The organism is Infirmifilum tikiterense (assembly GCF_054696565.1).
On the sequence record NZ_CP182482.1, the window covers coordinates 440123 to 461589 of the forward strand.

The 21467-nt window shown below is 55.5% G+C and carries 27 protein-coding genes and 2 tRNA genes; 16 read left to right on the plus strand and 13 right to left on the minus strand.

Features of this window, described 5'->3' with window-relative positions; translation table 11 throughout:
- The first annotated feature begins 44 nt into the window (after positions 1–44).
- The 4 genes from prf1 (at position 45) to ACNO7C_RS02410 (ending at position 3268) form a co-directional block, all read left to right on the plus strand.
- A complete protein-coding gene (prf1, locus tag ACNO7C_RS02395) occupies positions 45–1274 on the plus strand; it encodes a peptide chain release factor aRF-1 (RefSeq protein WP_460025419.1) in 1230 nt (409 codons plus the stop codon).
- Complete coding sequence (locus ACNO7C_RS02400) at positions 1271–1924, plus strand: METTL5 family protein (protein ID WP_318536369.1); 654 nt, start codon at positions 1271–1273, stop codon at positions 1922–1924. Before prf1 ends, ACNO7C_RS02400 begins: the two co-directional genes overlap by 4 nt.
- Before the next feature lie 159 nt (positions 1925–2083).
- Entirely contained in the window at positions 2084–2650 is a 567-nt protein-coding gene (locus ACNO7C_RS02405) for an exosome complex RNA-binding protein Csl4 (protein ID WP_318536368.1), read from the plus strand.
- Between the two features lie 6 nt (positions 2651–2656).
- A complete protein-coding gene (locus ACNO7C_RS02410; protein WP_318536367.1) occupies positions 2657–3268 on the plus strand; it encodes a DUF2067 domain-containing protein in 612 nt (203 codons plus the stop codon).
- Here ACNO7C_RS02410 and ACNO7C_RS02415 read toward each other — a convergent pair.
- The 4 genes from ACNO7C_RS02415 to ACNO7C_RS02430 form a co-directional block, all read right to left on the minus strand.
- The gene (locus ACNO7C_RS02415) at positions 3251–4090 is read right to left on the minus strand and encodes an NAD(+)/NADH kinase (RefSeq protein WP_318536366.1); all 840 of its coding nucleotides are present in this window, start codon (positions 4088–4090) and stop codon (positions 3251–3253) included. The genes ACNO7C_RS02410 and ACNO7C_RS02415 overlap by 18 nt on opposite strands.
- Before the next feature lie 48 nt (positions 4091–4138).
- On the minus strand, positions 4139–5194 hold the full coding sequence (locus ACNO7C_RS02420) for an ATPase domain-containing protein (RefSeq protein ID WP_460025420.1): 1056 nt from the start codon (positions 5192–5194) through the stop codon (positions 4139–4141).
- Positions 5195–5286: 92 nt separating this feature from the next.
- The gene (locus ACNO7C_RS02425; protein ID WP_442786676.1) at positions 5287–5517 is read right to left on the minus strand and encodes a KEOPS complex subunit Pcc1; all 231 of its coding nucleotides are present in this window, start codon (positions 5515–5517) and stop codon (positions 5287–5289) included.
- The gene (locus ACNO7C_RS02430; protein ID WP_460025421.1) at positions 5492–6067 is read right to left on the minus strand and encodes a hypothetical protein; all 576 of its coding nucleotides are present in this window, start codon (positions 6065–6067) and stop codon (positions 5492–5494) included. The genes ACNO7C_RS02425 and ACNO7C_RS02430 overlap by 26 nt, the downstream gene beginning before the upstream one ends.
- 67 nt (positions 6068–6134) lie before the next feature.
- Here ACNO7C_RS02430 and ACNO7C_RS02435 point away from each other — a divergent pair.
- Positions 6135–6244 (plus strand) — tRNA-Arg (locus tag ACNO7C_RS02435).
- 77 nt (positions 6245–6321) lie between these two features.
- Here ACNO7C_RS02435 and ACNO7C_RS02440 read toward each other — a convergent pair.
- The 5 genes from ACNO7C_RS02440 to ACNO7C_RS02460 form a co-directional block, all read right to left on the minus strand.
- Positions 6322–6471, minus strand: coding sequence for a hypothetical protein (locus ACNO7C_RS02440; protein WP_318536363.1), 150 nt, complete (start codon positions 6469–6471; stop codon positions 6322–6324).
- Between the two features lie 320 nt (positions 6472–6791).
- A complete protein-coding gene (locus tag ACNO7C_RS02445; RefSeq protein ID WP_460025887.1) occupies positions 6792–9188 on the minus strand; it encodes an AAA family ATPase in 2397 nt (798 codons plus the stop codon).
- Complete coding sequence (locus ACNO7C_RS02450) at positions 9169–9372, minus strand: hypothetical protein (protein WP_460025422.1); 204 nt, start codon at positions 9370–9372, stop codon at positions 9169–9171. The genes ACNO7C_RS02445 and ACNO7C_RS02450 overlap by 20 nt, the downstream gene beginning before the upstream one ends.
- 3 nt (positions 9373–9375) lie before the next feature.
- Positions 9376–9951 (minus strand): hypothetical protein, encoded by a 576-nt coding sequence (locus ACNO7C_RS02455; RefSeq protein ID WP_460025423.1) that lies wholly within the window; start codon positions 9949–9951, stop codon positions 9376–9378.
- 121 nt (positions 9952–10072) lie between these two features.
- On the minus strand, positions 10073–11344 hold the full coding sequence (locus ACNO7C_RS02460) for a hypothetical protein (RefSeq protein WP_460025424.1): 1272 nt from the start codon (positions 11342–11344) through the stop codon (positions 10073–10075).
- Between the two features lie 59 nt (positions 11345–11403).
- Here ACNO7C_RS02460 and ACNO7C_RS02465 point away from each other — a divergent pair, with 59 nt between their 5' ends.
- From ACNO7C_RS02465 to ACNO7C_RS02475, 3 genes are read left to right on the plus strand one after another with little or no spacing between them, the layout of a single operon-like run.
- Positions 11404–11793 (plus strand): hypothetical protein, encoded by a 390-nt coding sequence (locus ACNO7C_RS02465; RefSeq protein WP_460025425.1) that lies wholly within the window; start codon positions 11404–11406, stop codon positions 11791–11793.
- A complete protein-coding gene (locus tag ACNO7C_RS02470) occupies positions 11786–12154 on the plus strand; it encodes a cren protein (RefSeq protein WP_460025426.1) in 369 nt (122 codons plus the stop codon). The genes ACNO7C_RS02465 and ACNO7C_RS02470 overlap by 8 nt, the downstream gene beginning before the upstream one ends.
- A gap of 39 nt (positions 12155–12193) precedes the next feature.
- Positions 12194–12631: a hypothetical protein gene (locus ACNO7C_RS02475; RefSeq protein ID WP_460025427.1), complete on the plus strand. Its 438-nt coding sequence runs from the start codon at positions 12194–12196 to the stop codon at positions 12629–12631.
- A gap of 7 nt (positions 12632–12638) precedes the next feature.
- On the opposite strand, the gene albA is transcribed toward ACNO7C_RS02475, so the two are convergent.
- Positions 12639–12920, minus strand: a complete 282-nt coding sequence (gene albA / locus ACNO7C_RS02480) for a DNA-binding protein Alba (RefSeq protein ID WP_318536356.1) — start codon at positions 12918–12920, stop codon at positions 12639–12641.
- A gap of 58 nt (positions 12921–12978) precedes the next feature.
- The gene (locus ACNO7C_RS02485; RefSeq protein WP_460025428.1) at positions 12979–14565 is read right to left on the minus strand and encodes a PINc/VapC family ATPase; all 1587 of its coding nucleotides are present in this window, start codon (positions 14563–14565) and stop codon (positions 12979–12981) included.
- 467 nt (positions 14566–15032) lie between these two features.
- Between ACNO7C_RS02485 and ACNO7C_RS02490 the strand changes: the two genes are divergently transcribed.
- Entirely contained in the window at positions 15033–15425 is a 393-nt protein-coding gene (locus tag ACNO7C_RS02490) for a hypothetical protein (protein ID WP_460025429.1), read from the plus strand.
- On the opposite strand, the gene ACNO7C_RS02495 is transcribed toward ACNO7C_RS02490, so the two are convergent.
- The gene (locus ACNO7C_RS02495) at positions 15422–15991 is read right to left on the minus strand and encodes a CBS domain-containing protein (protein WP_460025430.1); all 570 of its coding nucleotides are present in this window, start codon (positions 15989–15991) and stop codon (positions 15422–15424) included. The two genes, ACNO7C_RS02490 and ACNO7C_RS02495, sit on opposite strands and share 4 nt — an antisense overlap.
- A gap of 107 nt (positions 15992–16098) precedes the next feature.
- Between ACNO7C_RS02495 and ACNO7C_RS02500 the strand changes: the two genes are divergently transcribed.
- From ACNO7C_RS02500 to ACNO7C_RS02515, 4 genes are all read left to right on the plus strand, one after another.
- Positions 16099–16172 (plus strand) — tRNA-Ile (locus tag ACNO7C_RS02500).
- A 92-nt stretch (positions 16173–16264) separates the two neighbouring features.
- The gene (locus ACNO7C_RS02505; protein WP_460025431.1) at positions 16265–17038 is read left to right on the plus strand and encodes a hypothetical protein; all 774 of its coding nucleotides are present in this window, start codon (positions 16265–16267) and stop codon (positions 17036–17038) included.
- 57 nt (positions 17039–17095) lie between these two features.
- The gene (locus tag ACNO7C_RS02510) at positions 17096–17635 is read left to right on the plus strand and encodes a hypothetical protein (protein ID WP_460025432.1); all 540 of its coding nucleotides are present in this window, start codon (positions 17096–17098) and stop codon (positions 17633–17635) included.
- A 5-nt stretch (positions 17636–17640) separates the two neighbouring features.
- Positions 17641–17961: a hypothetical protein gene (locus tag ACNO7C_RS02515; protein WP_460025433.1), complete on the plus strand. Its 321-nt coding sequence runs from the start codon at positions 17641–17643 to the stop codon at positions 17959–17961.
- A gap of 168 nt (positions 17962–18129) precedes the next feature.
- On the opposite strand, the gene ACNO7C_RS02520 is transcribed toward ACNO7C_RS02515, so the two are convergent.
- Positions 18130–19467 carry an acetyl ornithine aminotransferase family protein gene (locus tag ACNO7C_RS02520; protein WP_460025434.1) on the minus strand — a complete coding sequence of 446 codons (1338 nt, stop codon included), beginning with the start codon at positions 19465–19467 and terminating at the stop codon, positions 18130–18132.
- Positions 19468–19528: 61 nt separating this feature from the next.
- Here ACNO7C_RS02520 and ACNO7C_RS02525 point away from each other — a divergent pair, with 61 nt between their 5' ends.
- The 3 genes from ACNO7C_RS02525 to ACNO7C_RS02535 are packed head-to-tail and all read left to right on the plus strand — an operon-like array spanning position 19529 to position 21466.
- Entirely contained in the window at positions 19529–20080 is a 552-nt protein-coding gene (locus ACNO7C_RS02525; protein ID WP_460025435.1) for a 2-oxoacid:acceptor oxidoreductase family protein, read from the plus strand.
- Positions 20064–20318 (plus strand): 4Fe-4S binding protein, encoded by a 255-nt coding sequence (locus ACNO7C_RS02530; protein ID WP_460025436.1) that lies wholly within the window; start codon positions 20064–20066, stop codon positions 20316–20318. Before ACNO7C_RS02525 ends, ACNO7C_RS02530 begins: the two co-directional genes overlap by 17 nt.
- A complete protein-coding gene (locus ACNO7C_RS02535) occupies positions 20315–21466 on the plus strand; it encodes a transketolase C-terminal domain-containing protein (RefSeq protein WP_460025437.1) in 1152 nt (383 codons plus the stop codon). The genes ACNO7C_RS02530 and ACNO7C_RS02535 overlap by 4 nt, the downstream gene beginning before the upstream one ends.
- The last annotated feature ends 1 nt before the right edge of the window (position 21467 follow it).

Genomic DNA, 21467 nt, shown 5'->3' on the forward strand with positions numbered 1-21467 from the left:
CTCAACACTCCTCCCTTGATACGCTGGAAATTGAGTGATATCGAATGCGCGAAGATGTGGAACGCTACAAGCTCGAAAAACTGGTCGAGGAACTGAAGAAGAAGGAGGGGCGCGGCACAGAACTCGTCTCGCTGTACATCCCAGCGGGCCGTCCGATAGCCGATGTAATTAATACACTGAACTACGAGTACGCCACGGCGTCCAACATCAAAGACCGCACAACAAGGCACCACGTTCTCGACGCTCTAGCCACAATAATAAACCGCCTGAAGCTATTCCGCGAGACACCTCCAAACGGCTTAGTCGTCTTTGCAGGCTACACTGCTAGCGACGTGCCTGGCCGTGAAAAGATGGAGGTCTACCTTCTTGAGCCTCCCCAAAAGTTGAAGGTCTGGCTTTACCGATGCGACTCGCGGTTTTACACAGAAATACTCGAGGACATGATAAAGGTAAAAGACGTATATGCTTTAATACTTATTGAGAGAGATGAAGCCGCCATTGCACTTCTAAGAGGCAAGAGCCTCGAGATAGTCGACGAGCTTACTGCGGGAGTTCCGGGGAAACACAGGGCAGGTGGCCAGTCCGCAAGGAGGTTCGAGAGGATAATAGAGCAGCTTGTACACGAGTTCTACAAACGGGTCGGTGAGCACGCGAATAAAATACTGCTACCTATAAAGGACGAGTTGAGGGGGATAATCATCGGGGGTCCAGGCCTCTCGAAGCAAGAGTTCGCCGAAGGCGATTACCTGCACTACGAGCTTAAGCAGAAGATAATAGGCATCTTCGACGTCGGCTATGGCGGCGCAGCTGGGGTGTACGAGCTCGTCGAGAGAGCTAAAGATCTACTCCGAGATGTTCAGTTCATGAAGGAGCGAGAGGCGGTGAACGAGTTTCTTTATCACTTATCGCGGGACACCGGCTTAGTCACATACGGTGAAGATGAGGTTCGTGAGGCACTGAAGGCCAACGCTGTGGAAAAGCTACTCATATCCGAGGGGCTTAACAAGATCCGGATCCATGCCGTATGCAAGGCCTGTAAGCACGAGTTCACAGTCACGGTTCAGAGAGACGCGCAGACGAGCATTAAGTGCCCCAAATGCGGTGGAGAAGTGGAAGTTATCGATGAAAAGGATCTCGTTGAGGAGCTCGCAGAGCTTGCGGAGCAAGGTGGGGCTGAGGTCGTCATTGTCTCGATGCAGTCGAGTGAAGGAAAGGAGTTCGTGAGAACATTTGGCGGGATAGGTGCGATTCTCCGCTACAGGTTACAGAAGTGAGAAAAGAGCTACCTGGTTTCTACGTGAGACGCAAGCGTGAGCTTGAATTAGCCTTGAACACGATACCGCCTCATCCTCGGCCACGGGTTGAGCTAGAGCAGTACGCAACTCCCTCCACTCTAGCTTCCACCCTCCTCTGGATCGCCGAGTTCCACTTCGGCGACATTTCGGGAAAAAAGGTGTTAGACCTTGGCTCGGGGACCGGTCGTCTCGGGATCGGGGCAGTCCTCCTAGGAGCTAGCGTCGCAACTCTACTCGATATCGACCCGGACTCCCTCGAGGTTGCTAAGAAGTGGTCTCAGGATGCTGGAGTGTACGCGTTCTTGGATCTCGTCGCAGCAGATGTTAACGAATTACCGTTTAGGGAAAACTTCTCGTTTGAAACGGTGATTCAAAACCCGCCTTTCGGAGTCCATAGAAAGGGTTCAGACGTGGCGTTTCTACGGTCTGCACTACGCTGTGCCCATGTCGTGTACTCTATCCACAAGGAGACGTCTCTCGAATACATTTTAAGTGTGGTGAGGCGTTGGGGGGCCCAAGCAACGGTCCTACACCGGGACCGAATTTGTCTCCCTCCGATGTTCGAGTGGCATCGGAAGCGTGTATACTGCTTTCGAGTTGCCGTCATAAGAGTAGAACGCTCTACGTGAGAAAGAAAACCAGCCTCGCCTTCGCATATGGAAGTCGAGGATAGAGCTTTTTCCAGTTTTAGTCCGCGAGGCCGGGCGCGGCCGGTGTAGCAACCTCCAGCTGGGCAACAAAAAACAACAACTTTAAGGGTGTGGGTGTGAGAGAAAGGGGGAAGATGTATGTCTTCAGGCGATGTTGTGGTTCCTGGCGACATCCTGGGAGTCGAGGAGGAGTACCTTGCTGGGAGCGGCGTGTATCTAGGCGAGGACGGATACTTAAAGTCGAAACTGCTTGGTCGCGTGCACATGGATCAGCTTCACCACTTAATCGAAGTTAAGCCAAGCAAGGAGAGCCCACTACCTCTAAGGACGGGAGATGTTGTCTACGCGACGGTGGACCTCATACGGGACCCGGTTGCTTACCTAAAGATTTTCTACGTCGAGAATAGAGGCTCCGAGATTTACCCCCCGGTTTCCGGTGTTTTAACCATCTCGAACGTATCCACTAGTAGGGTAAAAACTCTCTATGAGGTGATTGGGTACGGCGACGTGCTTCGAGCCAGAGTTGACGAGCCTGGGGGTCCCCCTTACCTTCTCTCGATTAAAGGAAGGGAGTTCGGCGTGATAATAGCGCGATGCCCTAAGTGCCTTACGCCTCTGCGCCTCCGGGGCCTGCACCTAGTGTGTCCTTCTTGCCGGAGCCGGGCTAAGAGGAAGGTGAGCTCCAAGTACGTACTAAGAGGTTAGATGGTGGTGAGGGGTCGCACTCTTACACTAGTCTTCTCGACTCCCGAGGAGGCGGTTCAGTTTCTCAAAACTCTTGAAAGACTCCTGCCGGGCAGGAGCTTTCTGGGTGAATTAAAGGTTAACAAGGTAAAGATATTTGTTCCTGAGTCCGATGAAGCTGAAAAAACTATACATAAAATTAAGCAGCTCTACAACCAGCAAAGACACACGTACTCCTACGGTGTTGTCAAAAGCTACGACCTGTCCTCCGTGCTCACCTTAGCTAGGCTTGAGGCACCTATCCCTGCAACCCTCATCGTTGAGGCTCTCAAGATCCAGGGCTTTAAGGCCGCTCTCTCCGGTGATATTCTCAAGACGGACGCCACGCTCGACGGGATCATAAAAACCGTCGAGAGGCTCTCCGCGATATACAAGGAGACGCTCACCCTCACTGCGACTGCACAGACTCGACGCCTGATCTCCCTTTACGCTTTCGCCAAAGGCTTGCGAGTTGAAGATGCGGTAGATGATCTCTACAAGCTAGGTCTGTTGACAGAGACCTCCGGGAAAGTCACACTTAAGGTAAACTACTCGTCGGCGCTAAGCGCGCTACTTGGCTCACTAAAGAATTCGGCTTAACCCTCTGTCAAACAGCCTGTAGCGGAGCCTATCGTTGAAGCTTCTACGGAATTCCCGGACTGTGATCAGCTTCAGCCTGCGTTTGGATGGTTTTACAACAACTGTGCTCGAGTACTCCAAGCTCGTCGCGGTCTGGCCGTCGACTACGAGCAGTGATGGCCACGTCACAACCTGAATTTCCACAGGAGATTTGTATACCACAAGAGGCCGGATTAGCGGCGAGAGCGCTCCTGCAAACACAACTTCCAAAAGAGGGACGTCTAGCGGAGTGACAGCAGGGGCCCCATAGGAGAGCGCGTGCCCGGTGCTACCTGCTGGGGTTGAAACGATCACCCCGTCTGCTCTTAGATGATACAGCCTTTCACCAGCTACGGATATTTCAAGCTCGACGAGTCTGCCGGTGTGAGCCCACACTGCGACCTCGTTGAGAAAGACCGAGTTGATCCCCTTGACCTCGTACTCGCCAAGCTGGACTTCCTCCACTTGATAGTTGTTCTCGAAGAGCTGGGTGAATACCTTCTCGTAGTCCGCTACGTCGTGAAGCAGAAGAAAACCGACACTATCCTTGGTGAAACCCACTATGGGGGGCAGGTTACCGCTACTCTTATGAACAGTTCTGAGAAGCGTTCCATCACCTCCAACAATGACGGCCAAATCGGCTTTGTATGCCTCGCTTTCAGGTAGACTTTCCAGGCGAACGACGTGGCCGAGCACGGGATCTACAAAGACTTCAACATTGTTTTCTGATAGATATGAGATTATCCTTCTAACCCATGTCAGAAGCTCGGAGTCTGTGCCCCGCGACTTCAACCAGATTTTCATATGTGATGTTTTGCATCCCGCCGGCAAAAATAATTGTTTAGGCGGTTTTTATCCTGAGGCTGTGCGGCTTATCCTCTTTATGTATTCGCTGAGAGGCTCCCGTATCACTATGCCTTTACCAGAGACTATGTCGAAAATGTACTTACTCGGCTTCACGGGTGCCCATCTCGCCTTTCTAATGTACATTACTCGTTCGACGTTCCCGTATATTTCCTCGATACCGAGTACTATGATTCCAGATGCGAGAAATTCCTCTACTCCGAACCTACTCAGCTTCGTGCTTCCAGTCGGTATTTCGCTTGTCATTATTGTCGTGAGCTCGCCAGTTTTCTCGATGGCGAAAACCATCTCTCTTAAAAACTCCCTGGCATACAAGACATCCTCCTCTCTGCCCCCGTAAACGAGAGGGGCTATGGGGTCGATAACGAGCCTTTTAGCCCCTATCTTCTTGGCGGCAGCCAGTATCTGCTCTATTATGTAGCGCGGCTCGATGTGCTTTCTTTCCTCCCTCATGTATATCTTGCTGAAGTGCGTCCTCATATCGAGGAACATGAGCTTCCTTGAAGATATCAGGTCGCCGAGGTCCCAACCAAACAGTTTTAACCCCCTGAGAAGCTGGTTCGTCGGCTCGTCGATCGCGATGTACAGGCCCGGCTCCCCCCTTAAAGCGCCGTGAATCAGGAACTGTATCGAAAGTATTGTCTTTCCGCAGCCTGCTTCGCCGGCCACCAGATAGGTTTTTCCCCTTAGAAAACCCCCCGCCAGTATTTCATCGAGACCTGGGACACCCGTGGGGGCAAAAAGGTCAAGCCTCTGGGCTACAAGTCCGGGTGACGACAACGCGACATCATCCGAGTAAGGTTCCGATTCATAGTATGGCATCTCCTGCGCGGGTTGCGGGAGAGCGGCCTGGGCGTACACGGGTTGCGCTACAGGGGTTTCAACCACGCTTTGCTGAGCAGCCTGAGTCGCAGGTGCCTCCGTTACGGGGGCTTTGTATACCTGGGGTTCACCGAACCTGCATGGAGGGTTGTACGGGTCCTGAACCTTGGTCTTCAGCTTTAAGCAGTACGACCGCGAAGCTATGTACAGCGGGCAGTTCAAACACGAACTTGGTTTACGTATACCGTTAGCCACGACAGATCCCACGTTCTAGAATTTAGAAAACCCATCATATATATGTGTGTTTTTTAAATTTACTGTTCAATAGCGAGAAGCATCGAAAGAATACGCAGGAAAGTGTTCATGGTGGCCCTGAAGGATGATATAGTGCGGCTTTTAATGCATATTTTCAAAATCCCGCCCTCCAGCTTGATCGCAACCCGAGACTTATACCTGGAACCCCCTTGTTTTTCTGGGTATAGCACCCTTAAAAGAATCCCAATTTCGTCAGCAGAGCCCTCAACCTCGATGCATCCTCTGTACAAGACCCGCTCCCCCCTTCTTAACGTGTTTTACCAAAAGCTTGGGTCCAAGCTCTTCTCCTCGGTCCAGGAACTTGACCACTGCAATGAAGTCTCTGCGTTTGACAGGTTCAAGCGCTACTACCCGTCTGTACGTGGAAAAACTCCTTATATCTTCGACTGTGTGGGCTCCTAGGTACACGGTGTTAAGGGCTAAGGCAAGTTCCTCTGCAAGCTCATCCTCAGCTCCCAGAGAAACCACAGGAGGCTTGACTTCAGGCAATGGAGGTCTGGCTTTAAGTCCTGCGAAAACAACTCCCCTGAGCACTAACGCCAACGCAGATATGGTCCCCTCCGCTGCGTCCACAATTAGTACTGCCCCAGGGTTCCCGTGTAAGCCACGCCACACTATAATCACCCGCTCCGCGTTCCTCGACCTCGCTAGCTCAACTACTTCCTCGAAGCTCATCCTCCCCCGATTGACCCTCACGGCTAAACCCAGACTCCAAGCTATCTCACGCGCCAGCCTGCGCACAGGAGGGGTTGCATGCCTGCTTGTCGTGACCAGATACACAGCTCCCTATTGCTCCTAGCAAGATCCTCTAGAAAAATTTATCAACTAAGAGGCCGGGTTGTAGCAGGGGCCCGTGGCGCAGTTAGGAAGCGCGGCGGCCACGCCGTAAGGCGCCGCAGTTCTAAGCGCTGGCGCGAAGCCAGCCGCAGGTCCCGGGTTCAAATCCCGGCGGGCCCGCTAGAATAATGATGTTGAACAAGCCATGGGCGATTGGTTCTATTTACACTAAGCAGGTTGATAATTGGGCGGAAGGTTCACTCTTGGTGCCCCACAACGGTGTGAAAGGTGTTCATCCTGCACGCCGGGCAGTAGATATACACTTTCTTGAACTCATAGAGATTGAAGCCAACGTCGATTACTTTTTCGGTCCCGCACACATCGCATCTTAAAGCCCACTTGGTCACACGCCTTCTCACACGTTTTCGTATTTTAAGGTTTCCCTCGATTTTTGACAGGAAAGTCAGTGGCTGCTCGCTATGCTCACCCTGTCGCCACGTTTCTATTTCATCATCCTTTTCCTCAACTCCTACCTGATGCTAATAAACTCTCCGCATGGTTTAGGCAGTGTGTCGCAACTCTTCGCCCCTGAATTGACACACGTAAGTTGTCGGCTCACGCTCTGAGTCTAAACACCTTAACCAATCCCGCTACATGCTATTTCCTCGGACCTATGAAATTTGCATGTCAGGAAGCTGAGGCATAAAGACTATGGGATCACCTCTACTTAAGGTAGTTTTACTACGTTAACACCTTCTAACTCCTTAACTGCCTCCTCAGCTTGAGTCGTGAGAATTACCTGGTCTATGCCTAGGGCCTTCGAGAGAGACTTCAGGAAAGTAACCTTTATCCTTTCGTCAACGTTCGGAAGAGGCTCATCAAGCATTATGAAATCCACATTCCTTCGTATTTGGGAGTACACAGCTAGCAGAAGAGAGAGCACGACTAAGGTCTTCTGCCCGTCGCTTAACAGGTCGTTAAACCTGTACTTGGTCCCGCCAACTTCTACGAAGAGCTCGTAGTAGCTGGTCGGCATTAAACCCTTCCTTCTGCTTCTCTCAACAACCTCCAGCCTTACGCTTTTAACGATCTCCGACGAATAAACTGCACTTATTATCGCGTTCATCCTCCTGTTCAGCTCCTCTATCCGCTCACGCCTCAGCGCAGTCAGCACCTCGCGTGTCGCAGACTTCACCTTCTCGAGACGCTGGTAAAGTGCTTCAAGCCGGGCTACGCGGGCCTCGAGGCCACTGAGCCTCTCTTGTAGCCACCTAACCTGGTCTCGGATGCTTGACTCATCTAAGGCCCTGAGCTGAGCCTCAAGCTCATTTTTTCGCGAGAGCATTTTGCTGATTTTGTCCCTGATATCCAGGTACTCTCTGTACTTTGGCTCGTACCTAGCGAGCTCCTCTTCGAGCTTCTTTATCCTATCTTCCACTTTCGCGATCTCTGCAACAGCCTCTAGCTCAACCAGCCTCCGCCTCAGGTCCCGTACTCTCTCGTCTATTTTCGTAAGAACGGCAGAGAGCTCCCTGTAACCCCTCTCCTCCTCCTTAAGCTTCACTTCATCCTCCCTTATCTCTTCGCTTAAAGACTCCTTACGCTCTAGGTACTCCCTATACTTCTCGTACTCCAACTCGCGACTGACTAGCAGGACCTTAAGCGAGCGTATGTCGTCAAGCGCCTCCCGAAGCTCCTTCAACCTTTTCTCGTTCTCTGAGAGCTTCTTCTCGAGTTCAATAATCGATTTTGCAAGCTGCTCCATATCTGCCTTAATGCCCTCAACACCCTTCAAGTCGACCTGATGACCACATACAGGGCACTGAGCACTTCCTTTCCTCCCCGCGTCCTCAATCAAAGATTTCTTCAGCTGAAGCACGCTACGGTATGTCTGAATTTTTCTCGATATTTCCTTGACATCCTGCTCCAGCGACTTAACCCTTTCCTCAATTTCGCTGAGCTCTCCGTACCTGCTCTCAAGCTCCTGGATCCTCTCTTCAGCCTCCTCGTACTCGGAAACACTTGGTTCGAGCTCTACGATAACTTTCTCAAGGGCTTCGAGCTCCGCTTTCTTCAGTTGCACTTCCCGAACAGACTCTTGGAAGTCCTCCCAAACCTTATCGTAATGATTCCACGCGGCGTCCACGATTTTCTCGAGGCTTAAGATCGCCTCTCCTACCTTCTCGCTGCTGACGGCGACAGACTCCAGCATGCTGAGGATGCTCTGCGGGGCTTTCAGTTTCTCCAGGACCTCTCCGAGCATCAACCTCAGATTCTCAGCCTCCTCAATGATTTTGTACAAGTCCACCTCTGAGGGCGGGTGCTTTACCCTCTCCTTGAGCTTGGAAAGGTACGACCTCTCGTTCTCGAGCTCCTTCGCAAGGCTCTCGTACCTTTCAGCCTCCGCCCGAAGGCTCTCCGCCTTAGCAGAGAGCTCTTCTATCTGCCTCTCGATCTCCCTCAGCTCCCCCGAAATACGAGCCCTCCTCTCATTGAACGCTGAAAGACTCTTGACTGCTTCCTCGTATTCAGCCTGAACTGCCGAAAGCTCAGCCTTAGCCTGCTCCAGCGAGCTTCTAACCGTCCTCAAGGGTATGGACTCGTGAAATCTCCTGACGGCGTTAACTCCTAGCAGAATGTCCAGGGCCCTGCTGCGGGTCAGCGGCCTACCATACGCTAGCATGTGCACAAGCACATAGCTCACAGAAACCGAGCGAACAAACTCGTTGAAGTCTAACCCGAGCACTTCCTCTATGACTCCTTCAACCTTGCTCGCCCCCTCGAAAACATCCCCGCCCGGCGTCTCTAGAGCAACGCTCTCGGAGAGCCTGCCGTCCGATACACTCAAATGCCTCCTCACGCTGTAAACCCCTTCTCCAGTGACCTCGAAGGACAACTGCACAGAGGCCTCAGCACACCCGAGGTTTACCAGGCTCTCTTTACGGCTAACCCCGAATCCGACGTAGAAGTCGGCGCCGAACAGTGCGAACTGAATGGCAGACAGGATACTCGTCTTTCCAGCACCCACAGGACCCACGATGAGCGTAACCCCATCTTGGAAGTCGAAGAACCTTCGGCCCGAAAAACCGCGGAAACACTCTACTTCAAGCCTCCTCAGCTTCACTCCCAACGCTATCCTCCTCCAAGAGTTCCTTTATGATTCTCCGAACGCCAGCGCGCCCTTCCTTGGCGTATGCGTCAAGCAACCTCAGGGCTAACCTCAAGGCCTCTTGATCGCCAGCTAGCACTTTCTTGTACTCGTCGCGCAAAGCGTCCTCAATCCCGCGCCCCAGGTACCTCACTGACATGCTTCACTCCTGCTTGGCGCGCGAGCCTCTCATCCCCAGAACGCTTAACCACGGGTTGTTTTTAACGAAGTCGGGTAAATCCTCGCTCTTCACCGTCGGCTGCTGATCCACGCCTGGCAACGGCTCTGCCCCCGCGGGCCCAGGAGTCCCTGCTCTCGACACGCTAACTTCGCCCATTGACCCAAGTGAGGTCTCTAGAGGCCTCCGAGCTTCCTGAGCGGCTCGGCGGGCGGAAAGAACTGGAAGACTGCCGCTGCCTTGCGGTCTCACGGGCTTCCGCAGCTTCGGGGTTCTCACCTCGATAACCTCACCTTGGTCCCTGACTCCGAGTACTCCCACGTTCATCTCCGAAACTATCTGCATGGTGCGCCTGTTGACATGCACCAGTCTTTTACCAGGTAGGGCTATGTACACGTAGCTTGCATCGATCGACTCGCTCTCGTGCACCTCGTGAGTAACCTCTGCATCTACCGCGCTTAGCGGGATCTTCGTCCCAATGTACTTTACCACGATCCTTTCGCCGCCCGGACCGGTGGCTGTGATCTCAGCTTTCCCGTCCGCGAATAGGATGTTATCCACACGTGCCCCCATATTCTTTTCAATGTAACTTTTAATGTAGTCAACATACATTATATCGTCTCGGCGCGCCATCACTCTACAGGTGAAAGACTCTTCGGGAACGTAAAAGGGTTTCGATCAGCTAGTAGTGAACCCCACGCTTGTACCAACCTTCCCTAGTTTTCCAGTCCCACTCAACCTCCTCCGGTAGAGCGATGCTGTAGACGATCGCGCCCTTCCATACCGAGTACAGAGGATCTGAAACAAGATGAACCCTGGAGCTGATGCCGACTTTGGCGAGCTCGAGCCTCAGCTTCTCCGCGCTGTCGACCGCTACGTCCTCGAGGCCCTTGGGGACCTTCCATGAGAAGTTGCCCCCGCTGAGTATGAAGTCGTTGTACAGGCTCGGCAGGAGCTCGACAGAAACCCTGCTGAGCGACACCTGGATCGCCTCTACGAGAGACGTATCCCCGTGAACAATAGTCTCACCCACTATGGTGTCCTTCGGCCTGGGCATTCCCCGCTTGTAGTAGCTCTCAAACACCTCATGGCCAGGGTTGAACACTATCTCCCCTATCAGGAACCTCATCCAGCCGCTTCTCTCCAAATCGATCTGAAGCGTCGTGCCTGGAACCCTGAAAACCGTTCTAAACCTCTCAGGACTCGACTTCGCGACCTTGATGGCCTCGTCAAGGTCCCTTGGGACCAAACCTACAGCCTCCTTAAACATGCGCACAAACTTCTCTTCCCGTGCTCGATCCCCGAACCCCAGGTCCTTGAGTATCTCTGCTGCCATAGCATCCGCCTCAGCCCCACCCCGGTTCAGGGCGACGATGGCGCTGCGGATCGGGTAAGCTGAGATCGGGGTTATCTGCGTGTTCCCGTGACCACTCTCAATGACCACACACGTCACAGTTTTCTCGGCGATAGCCACGGCTAGAGGCTGCGGGATTATTGTCACGGCCTTAACGAAGCGCCCCTCTTCGTCGAGCTTAGCGTGTATCTCAAAGAGCCTTTCATACATGTAGTCCGGGGCGATAGCCGATAGCGCCGCCGTGACGTAGAAGCCGTCGAAATCCCTGGCCTGAGGCCTCGAAACAATAAAGCCGTAGCGGGTAACCTCCTCGATTACCCTCCACGCCCGCTCGTCGCTCTTGTCCACAAGCCCGTCGCGCATCGGGTAGACGAGATACCGAGACACGTCCTCGAGGCTACCAAGATACTTAACCACGTCAGGTCCCACGACAACCTCCTTTTCAATCCCGTAGATGCGCAACAGGGTTTTCGACTCGCTGAGGAAAAGCCCCCTGTTGTCTATAACCTGCGGCCTCTCGGCTAGAGGTCCGAACTTGAACTGGCTGGTCCCGTAGTCCTCCCCGTACGCGAACCTCTGCTTGTACATGCTAGTGGCCACAGCAACCCCTCAAGCTACTCCGCGCAACCCTTAAATAAATTCGCACATCTCAAGCCCCCGTGAGCGAGGTACTGAAGGTAGAGTTCCGGAAGTTCGCCTCGCAGATAGCGGAGGGAGAGATTCGCCGGGACCTAGCACCGCTGAACTTCGAGAACTTGAAGAAAGTCGGGAAAGCTATAACCACCGCGATCAACAGAGGTGAATACATCATCTTAAACATCCCAGCAAAGCTAACTAACGAGGGGAGCCTTTACTCGGAGTTCAAGGAGGGCGACCTCCTCTTGGCCCCAGCCGCCTCCTCCCTTATCGTAGTCCTGAGGCCGTTCAGTGAGGCCAGGTTCAGAATGTACAAGGCAGGCGAGGTGAAGACCGGCATGAATGCGTTACGGCTTTTGAAGACTGGTGAAAGCGTCACAGTCGTAATAACCGAGGCGACGCAGCATGTCTGAAAACACCACCGAGCAGATGCTACCTGTCAGACTCACAGCTATATCAGATTTGGCCCGGCTAGCAAGCAGCACAAGCGCCTTAGGGCACGTGACGTACATAGTTCACTTCGAGCGCGGGGGCAAGCACTACTACGGGGTCTTCGTAGTCTTCCGGGATTACTACAAGCTCTACGGGCTTCCAATGTTCTACTACGTAGAGCTCGACAAAGAGCTACCTGGAAACTACCTGCTCTTCCGCTCTGACGAAGCCGGCGAAGTAGTTGAGATATCTAGAGGGACAAAACCCGGGTGGATAGCACTACCAATCGTAAACCTTGCACCTGAAAACCCCCAGATCTCCAAGCTCCTCCCAATGCTTTAAATCGCCACTATTTAAGCAAACCGAGATCTGTAAAACGGAATGAGAAGCCAGAGAACAAGGCAGACTGCCAGCAACGACGCCCTGCTCGCTACCTACAACTTATTCGACAAAACCTCGAGGGCGCTTATTGCAAGCCTTGAACTTCTGCAACGCGACCTGACAAACTACGCGGTTGCAGCGATCAGCCTTCTCCTGATAAGCGCTCTACGCCTCAGCATAAGAAATCTACGCCTCTCGCTTAGGAACGCGGACTGCGACAGGTCCCTAGCCGAGAGGGTTACTTACGGCTACATTGCACGCTACGTGGACCTCACATCGCATATCAAGGACGCGAGGTCGGATGCCCGAGCGAGAAGGCCTCAGATGGTCTTCGCACTCCTCGACGACGGGTTAAGGGACATCGAGAGAGAACTCGCAGACTTTAATGAAGAAATTGACTACATCATCGAGAAGAAAATCAAAGAAAACCAGCAGTGAATGATGCTTATTTCTTGCGGGCGAGGACTATCTCGATGGTGGAGATCGTCCTCTTCTTGTCGCCTTCGCCGACCTGCTCGCTGCCGATCTTGATGGTCTCAACGTCAACCTCGTCCTTAAGGAACCTGCTCTTCACTATCTCAGCGACGTCGACTGCGCGGCTTATCGCACGGCCCCTGGCCTTTATCGCAACCCTCTTGGCACCCTGGTTGAACTGTATCACGGCAGCAAGGACGTAGTTCATGACGTTCTTGTTCCCTATCAGCACGCTTCCTTCTTGGACACTCATTTGCTTCACCGTTTTGGCAAAGTCCCAATCAGCAGTGCATTAATAAACGTTACGCAGTCTAGAACGAAGGCTTGAGCTCGAGCTCGTATCCGTACCGCCTAGCTATCCTCTCCAGCTTCCGGCGCGGCTTCCCCGCAAGGTAGTTGTAGTACTCCGCAGAGACCTGTATGATAACGATGGATGAGCTCGGATCGACTGTGATCTGATACCCGTCATCACCGAGCATCTTGTAGAGAGCTCTCTCCATCGCCGATTTCATCTTATACTCCTCCATGCTGACCCTCGTAGCTGCCTTTTTGATCGGGACCACGAACGTCCTCTCGCCGAACACGTAAAGCTCGTACTCAGGGTCGCCTGTCATGAAGTCCCGGACGACGACGACCGGGCGCGCCAGATCCTCCTCCTTCAGGCCATGGGGAATCTTGACCGTCGTCTCGAGCGAGTACACCTTTTCCACCTGCCCGTTCTTAATGTAAATAACCGTGTCGACGATCGACGGGATCATCCCGAGCTCGACCCTACCTATGAACCTTTGAACCGCGTCGATCGGGCTCGTGGCATGCACGACGCCCACCATCCCCACTCCTGCGAGCCTTAGGTCAGCGTAGAGCTGGAAGTCCCGCGTGTCCCTCATCTCGTCGAAGAACGTGTAGTCCGGCCTAGATAGGAGCAGGACGTCGTGTATCTCCTCGGACGTGGCGTAGTTTTTAGAGTACTGCGTTATCTCCACGGGGAGGTGCATGTCCCTAGGAGACTCTATCGTCTTGACAACCTTACCCTTCCTGTAGTAGTACTCAGCCAGGGCCTGAGCGAAAGTCGTCTTGCCCATACCCGGCGCGCCAGCTATCAGGATCCCCTCGGCCTGCTTCTCAAGCCTCTCGACGAGCTTCCGCGGCAGGTTGTAGTCCTCCAGGCGGAGCCTCGCTACCGGCCTAACGGCCGTTATTTCAATCCCGTCGGAGAACGGCGGCTTAGTGATGACGATGCGGTAAGTGTCCAGCTGCACGATCACAACACCCGTGCCTTCGTACTCCACGAACGCGGACTGGCTCTCGTTGCGCACCCTCTCAAAGATCTGCCTGACGTAGTCCTCCAGCTCCTCCCTGCTCAGCGGCTCGTCGCGCAGCTCCACGAAGACCCACTTGCCGGGCAAACCCCTCTTCGCGTAAGGCTTAGCCCCCTCCTTCAGGTGGACGGACATCGTGTCATTGTCGAAGAGCACATCAAGGAAGAACTTCTCAGCGCGGCTAGAGGGCAGGTGCAGAACCTTGACGCCCATAGCTACGGCCGCCTTAGCCGAAACGTCGTCACACGTCACGAGCGTCCCGCCATTCTCGAACGCCAGGAGCCTCGCCGCAATATCCGGGTTCAGGTCCCTAGACGCTCGCAAGCCCTGCGGCAGGTCGTAGGAGTACTCAAGCTCGACAACCTCCTGAAGGCTGTCCACCGCCTCGCGCAGCAGGCCGAGTTCCTTCAGGCCAGAGAGGCCGCTGCTCGCGCCTTTCCTAGCGAGCTCCTCGAAGTAGTTCAGTAGGCTTACATGGATGATGATACGGCCAGCTAGCTTGCCCTCCGCGACGGCCTCGCGGAGAACCCCGCTAAGTATAGCTGACGTGTCCGGTATGTAGACCTCCTGCAGCGCCATTACTTATACTCGAAAACGTGACCAGCAGAGGGGTTTTAAAGATTTCGGTATGCGGGAATGACAGTACCCCTTGACTTCCACTGGAAAACACTCCATCAAATCGCGTAACTTCGAATAAACGAAGAAACCCTAACTCTTAATCCTTATACAAATACTCCACTGGAAATGAAGGGGTCTGAGAACATTATGCAGCATTCAAGCTAAATATACACTTATACACGTCCAATGCCAGGAGAATAAGGGGGTTTAAATAACCCCTCGATTTCCACTGGAGCCACTGGATCAAAAAGAATTAGGTCAATAAAGCAATCATAGCGTATAATGAATCTCTGTTCACAATTAAGCGTACAATTCATACTGTTAATTTTAAAAAGAGGATTATTCTTCGTTATACATCACAACCTCGAGGCGTATAATTTCAGGGTTTATGTTAAATAGACCCTTGAAGGCTGATTATACAGAGCATAATGGCGCCTAAGATCAAGATCGAAGACACCCTGAGCTCAGGCGAAAAGATCTCGCTCACAATCGAGGGTGGAGAGATCGACGAGCAGAAGCTCCTCCAGATACTATCAATGCTCAAGAGCCTTAAAGAGACGCAGGAAGGCGCCATCGAGCAACCCGAGGAGGGCTCACTCAAGCAGAGGCTCTGGCGCCTGATTGTCGAGAACTTCGGCGACGGGACCTGGTTCTCGCTACGGGACCTGTACAACCTCGCCGTCCGCGAAATCCCGGATCTGCGTATAACCTCAGTTTCAACGTATGTCACGAGGCTGGTCCACGAGGGCAAGCTTCTGAAGCGCGGGACCAAACCCAATACCCGCTATAGGATAAAGGCCTTGGTGGTCGAGAAGGCCTAAAGCCTCTTCAGGAGCAGCTTAGCGATATCACTCTTAGTTATGATCCCCACGACCTTCATGCCCTGCTCGACGAGCACCGCCGGCACACCCCGGCTGAGCATCCTCGCAACAACCCTCACCTTGGTCCCGCAGGGCACGAGCGGAAGAGGGTCAGACATCACGTCGCTCACCGTCAGGCGAGAAGCCCTCGCGTTCTCGCGTATGAACGCGCTCAGGACGTCGTCGTCGAAGAGCGTTCCCACGTTCTCGCGAGTCTCGGGTTTAATGACCGGGAGTTGGCTGAACCCCCGTTCCCACATGATCCTCGTCGCCTCAACGAGCTCCGTGTCGGGAGTCACGTAGACGACAGGGGACGACATTATGTCGCAAGCCGTGAGCTCATCCTCAAGGTAGCTCTCCAGAGCCCTGTAGATCCTCAGGAGCGTCGAGACGCGCGGGTTCACCTTGCCCGACTCAATCCTCGCGATCAGGCTCTGGCTCACGCCAGCGCGCTTCGCCACTTCGCTCTGAGTTAACCCGGCCTTCAGCCTCAGCGGCCGGAGCTCCTCGGGCGACGGGATGGGCATAGCAGAAACGAAATAATAGTCATAACTCATATGCATTTCGCCTCGCTCGCTCGCGGTTAGGTAGCTGAGTAAAGTTTATGAGCTTCGCAGAAAAAGTTGTGGGTGAAGGGCCGGTAGCTCAGCCAGGTAGAGCACCCGGCTCATAACCGGGGGGTCCCGGGTTCAAGTCCCGGCCGGCCCACGTGAGACTAGCTTTAAGCAACGCTTATTCGCCTCCTCTAACCGTTGTGCGCGTCCATAAGCTTTTTAGCGGAGCCCGGGCGATTAAATGGTATGCGGCCCCCCTTGGTCGTGCTTGTCGCCATCGCCGCTTTCCTGCTCGCCGCGCTTCTGCTCCTCATCGCGCACAGAGGCCAGGTCCCGCTTGAAGGGAACGCGACTAAGCCCTCAGGGCCCCCCACCGCGCAGCCGAGTCCGCGAGTCGCGACAGTGCGCATCGAGGCCGACGTCGCCAACGCGACCGCTAGCGTGAACTGGAGCCTCCGCTCTCTCCCAGCGGTGCTGGAGGTCCCCGCCGGCTCTCTACTGGTCGTCGAGCCGATGCCCGCCGGGCTCTACGAGCCCCTCAACTCCACCCTCCTCCTCAGGGTTACTGGGAACGTCACGGTCACCCTCAGGTACCGCAGATCCGCCCTCTTGGTGAGCGTGAAGGCGACCTACCCCCTGCTCGTTAACGGCGAGCCCGTGCGCGACGGCACGGTGCTTAGGGTGAGGCTGAACTCCTCTTTGAGCTTCGGAAGCGCTTGCGCGGACCTGGGGAACGAGACGGCTCTCTGCTCCGACAGTGTGAGGGTGGTGAGGGGTGGCGTGGTGGAGGAGTTCCCGCTGAACACGACGCTGACCTTCCCCGAGGATGCTGTGGTTGAGGCGGCTGGCTTCAGGGCCTACAGGGTGTCCTTCACCCTCCCCTACAACCTCACCTTCACGGTGAACGGCACAGCCTACGCGGGCAACACCTCCATCTGGGTCGGGGAGGGCTCCGTCATCGTGGTTGACGCCTCCCCGGTGAGCTTCAACGACACCCATGACCTGTGGGTCATAGGCTGAATAGGGACGGGTCTCAGCAACGAGACAGTCGGCTGGTCGAGCTTCGGCGCTAGGATAGTGAAGCCCTCAGCCTTCAAGGCTGTCACGGGCTTCGTCAGGAAGAAGTACCCCGTAGTCAAGGGGGTGGTGTACTACAACGGCAAGCCCGTCGAGACCAGGGTCGTCCCCGGCTACAGGGACCTCATCATCGCCTTCTCGGGCACCTACGGGTACGCGGGAGACGGCTGGTGGCACTTGCAGGGGGCCTGTGTTTCCGTCTACGTCCAGCCGCCCGGCAACTGGACTAGGGCGATAGTCTATGTAAGGGCGAAGAAGGGCTGGGCTGCGCATATGGTACTTCTTTTCCTACAGGTAGAGCATTTTGATGCTGTTGGCTGGGGAATTTACACGGATGGAGAATTTGCCTTCGAGTTCATCAACGGCGTGGGGAGGGGCAGTGTTCTGAAGGCTACGGGTGACTACGGCGAGTTCGCTGTAGGTGTTTCTGCTGGCAACATAGGTGCTACGCCCGTTAAGACTCCCGGCGTGGACAAGGGATGGCTTATTGTGGACGCTTTGGGTGGCGAGCTCTGGTTCAAGGTAGAGTTCTACGGGTGACCTGCTTGAGGGTACGGGTTCTTCTCTTGGCTCTGTTCGTCGTCTCTCTTCTGGTAATAGTTTCAGTCAGGGCAAATAATCTGGACGCGAGAGTATCTGGGACAGTGGCGGACATTTGGGGAAAAGGCAAAACGGGAACGGTTAGCGGCTCTAACAGTAATGGTCCAGTCAGCCTTTGCATAACCGGTAGCTGGGCTTTGAAGTATGGGTGGACGCTCGCGGTCACTCAGGGCGGTGGAAGCGCTTACAGCTATGGGACGACGTCTCACAGCGCGTCCCTCACAGGGCTGGGTTCCGGTAGCGACACTTTGGATGTGGATGGGTAGGATAATTTTAGTCATGCGGTTTTTCTAGATGTGGCTCTTCCAGCCCGCGAACATGCCATACGGGCTTCTGCGTAGTTACGAGTTCGACGGTGGGCGCTTCAGTTCGCGTGTCGAGAAAGAATGAAAGACTGCTTACCAGGAGAAATGTATGGGGGACCTGAGAGATCCTCAGCCAACTGCTCTCAGTGCTTTCTTGAGCGAGTCGCTGAGTATCTCCAGTCCGACGTCCATCTCTTCCTTGGTGATGATGAGCGGGGGTGCTATGCGGATGGTGCTGACTCCGGCGCCGATCACGAGTAGCCCCGACTTGAAGGCGTTCTCCAGCGTGGTTTTGAGGAGCTCGGGGTTCGGGGAGCCGTCGGGCTTGACGAGCTCGACCCCGATCATCAGCCCCTTGCCCCTGACGTCGCCGATGGCCGGGACCTCTTCTCTGAGCTCGTTTAGCCTCCTCATCGCGTACTCGCCGACGCGCGCCGCGTTCTCGAGGAGGCGTTCCTCCTCTATCACCTCTAGCGTCGCTATCGCGGCCGCGCAGCTGACGGGGTTCCCGCCGAACGTGCTGGCGTGGCTGCCCGGCGGCAGGTCCATGACGTCTTTCCTGCCCACGAGGACGCCCAGGGGGAGGCCTGAGGCGATCCCCTTCGCGATGGCCACCAGGTCGGGCTCGACTCCCCAGTGCTCGATGGCGAACCACCTGCCCGTGCGTCCTACGCCGGCCTGGACCTCGTCGTCGACGAGGAGTATGCCGTACTTGTCGGCGAGCTCCTTCAGCCGCTTGAAGAAGTCGGGCGGCGGGACTATGTAGCCGCCCTCGCCCGCGATGGGCTCGAAGACTATGGCCGCGACCTCCTCAGGTGGCACGTACTTCTTGAGGACCCACTCCTCGATGTAGTCCACGCACCAGAGGTTGCAGTCGGGGTACTTCTGCCTGAAGGGGCACCGGTAGCAGTACGGGTACGGCACGTGGACTACGCCCGGGACCAGCGGCGCGAACCCCCTCCTCTGGACGGGCTTGCTCGCCGTGAGCGAGAGGGCTCCCATGGTCCGCCCGTGGAAGGAGCCCGCGAACGCTATGATGTAGGGCCTGGTCCCCCTGAAGTGTCCGCGCGCGACCTTTATGGCGGCCTCGATCGCCTCAGCGCCGCTGTTCGCGTAGAACACCTTCTTCGGGAACGAGCCGGGGGTGATTTTCACGAGTTTTTCAGCTAGCTGGACCGGTGTCTCGTAAAGGAAGTCTGTGAGGGAGTAGTGTAGGAGGCGCTCGGCCTGCTCCTTTATGGCTTTCACGACCTTCGGGTGGGCGTGGCCCACGTTGGTGACGCCGATCCCAGAGTTGAAGTCCAGGTACCTGTTGCCGTCAACGTCCTCGAGCCAGACACCCTGGCCCCTCTTGGCGACGAAGGGGTACCAGCGTGCGAAGCTCTGCATTATCAGCTCGCTGTCCTTGGACGCCACCTCCCGGGCCTTGGGACCAGGAGGCGTGATTCTGATCTCCGGTCTGGACACGGATTTAAGCGTTGGTAGAAAAATATAAACTCTTCTGCAGCTTTATTGAATCGAATGTGAAATGAATGTATCATTTGACGTAATCTGGCTCGGGAGGGGCGGGCAGGGCGCTGTAACAGCTGCGATGCTGCTGGCGCAGGCCGCGGTCAACAGGGGGTTGTACGCGCTCGCAATACCCTTTTTCGGGGCGGAGAGGCGCGGAGCCCCGGTTTTCGCGTACAACAGGGTCTCCGATGGGACGATCCACGTTAGGTCCCGCGTGGAGCAGGGGGATGTTGTCGCGGTGCTGGACCCCTCGCTGGTCAAAATGTACAGTTTGGAGAGGTTAGCGAAGCCCGGGGGGAGCGTCGTGGTCAACGCCACCGGGTGTGAAGGCGTGAAGGGGGGCTTTAAAGGGTACTGGGTCGACTCTACGGGGATCGCGGAGGACCTAGGGCTCAGGGTCGCGGGGTGGGCTCTCGTCAACATGCCAATGCTCGGTGCCGTTGCCAGGGTCTCCAACCTTGTGGGGGAGGCTGAGCTCGAGGAAGCGGTCAAACAGCTCATTAAGGTCCACGTGGATAAGAACATTGAAGCCGTAAGGAGGGGGTGGAACGGTGTCGGGCAGTGCTGAGATCCTGCTAAGCAGGCCTACTGTGGGCGCTGTGCCCGCCGGGACGTGGCGCACCGAGAGACCTGTCGTCGACCAGTCCAAGTGCACGCGGTGCGGTATATGCTGGCTCTACTGCCCCGACGGCGTCATAGAGATCACGGAGCAGGGCGCTGTGATCGACTACGAGTACTGCAAGGGGTGCGGGATCTGCGCCGCCGAGTGCCCGGTTAAGGCGATCAGGATGGTGAGGGAGGTATGAGCAGGCTCCTGCTCACAGGTAACTACGCGGCGGCCTACGCCGTGCGGGACGCGGAGCCGGACGTGGTTTCAGCTTACCCGATAACGCCCCAGACACCGATCATCGAGAAGATCGCGGAGTTCATCGAGAGCGGTGAGCTCAGCGCGAAGTTCGTGCGCGTGGAGTCCGAGCACAGCGCGATGGCCGCGCTCATCGGAGCGGCCAGCGTGGGGGCGCGGACCTACACTGCGACGTCTTCGCAGGGCCTCTTTTACATGTACGAGGTCGTGTGGTGGGCGTCGGGCGCCCGCTTACCCATCGTGATGGGTGTGGTGACCCGGGCGCTCGGGCCGCCCTGGAGCATCTGGACCGAGCACTCCGACTTCTACGCCCTCAGGGACAGCGGGTGGAACATGCTTTTCGCGTCCTTCGCGCAGGAGGTCTACGATTTCACGCTCATCTCCTACCGTGTGGCCGAGGACAGCAGGGTTCTGCTGCCGACCCTGGTCGGCTGGGACGCGTTCGAGGTCTCGCACACCTACGAGCCCGTATCGCTCGCGGACAAGGACAAGCTCAGGTCGTTTCTGCCGCCGAAGGGCTCCTGGAAGCCCCCGCTGGAGGCCGGCGAGCCTGGGAGTCTCGGCAACTTGGCGTACCCGGACGAGTACATCAAGGTCAGGTTTGAGATGAGGAGGGCTAGCGAGAGGGCGAAAAGCGTGGTTGAGGAGGCCCTACGCCTGTACAGCTCCGTGACAGGGAGGAGCTACTGGTTCTTCGACTGCATCCTCTGCGAGGATGCCGACACGGTGTTTGTCGTTCAGGGCTCGGTGTTCGGTGAAGTTCTTCGAGCTGTGGAGGAGCTGCGCAGTCGAGGCGAGAAGGTGGGACTCGTGAAGCTTTGGGTCTACAGGCCCTTCCCGTTCGAGGAGCTCGGCAGGGCCCTTGAGGGTGCGAAGAGGGTCGTCGTCCTGGCCAGAGCGTCTGTCTTCGGTAGCCTCAGCCCGCTGGGCGCTGATGTCGCGTCGGCGCTGAAGTTGCGGGAAGCTTCAGCCAAACTTTTCGACGTGGTGTTAGGTGTGGGTGGTGTGGACGTGAAGGCTGAGGACATCTTGGGAGTGTACAGAAAAGTGCTCGAGGATGGAGAAAGGAGCTTCTGGTGGGTGAGGTAGG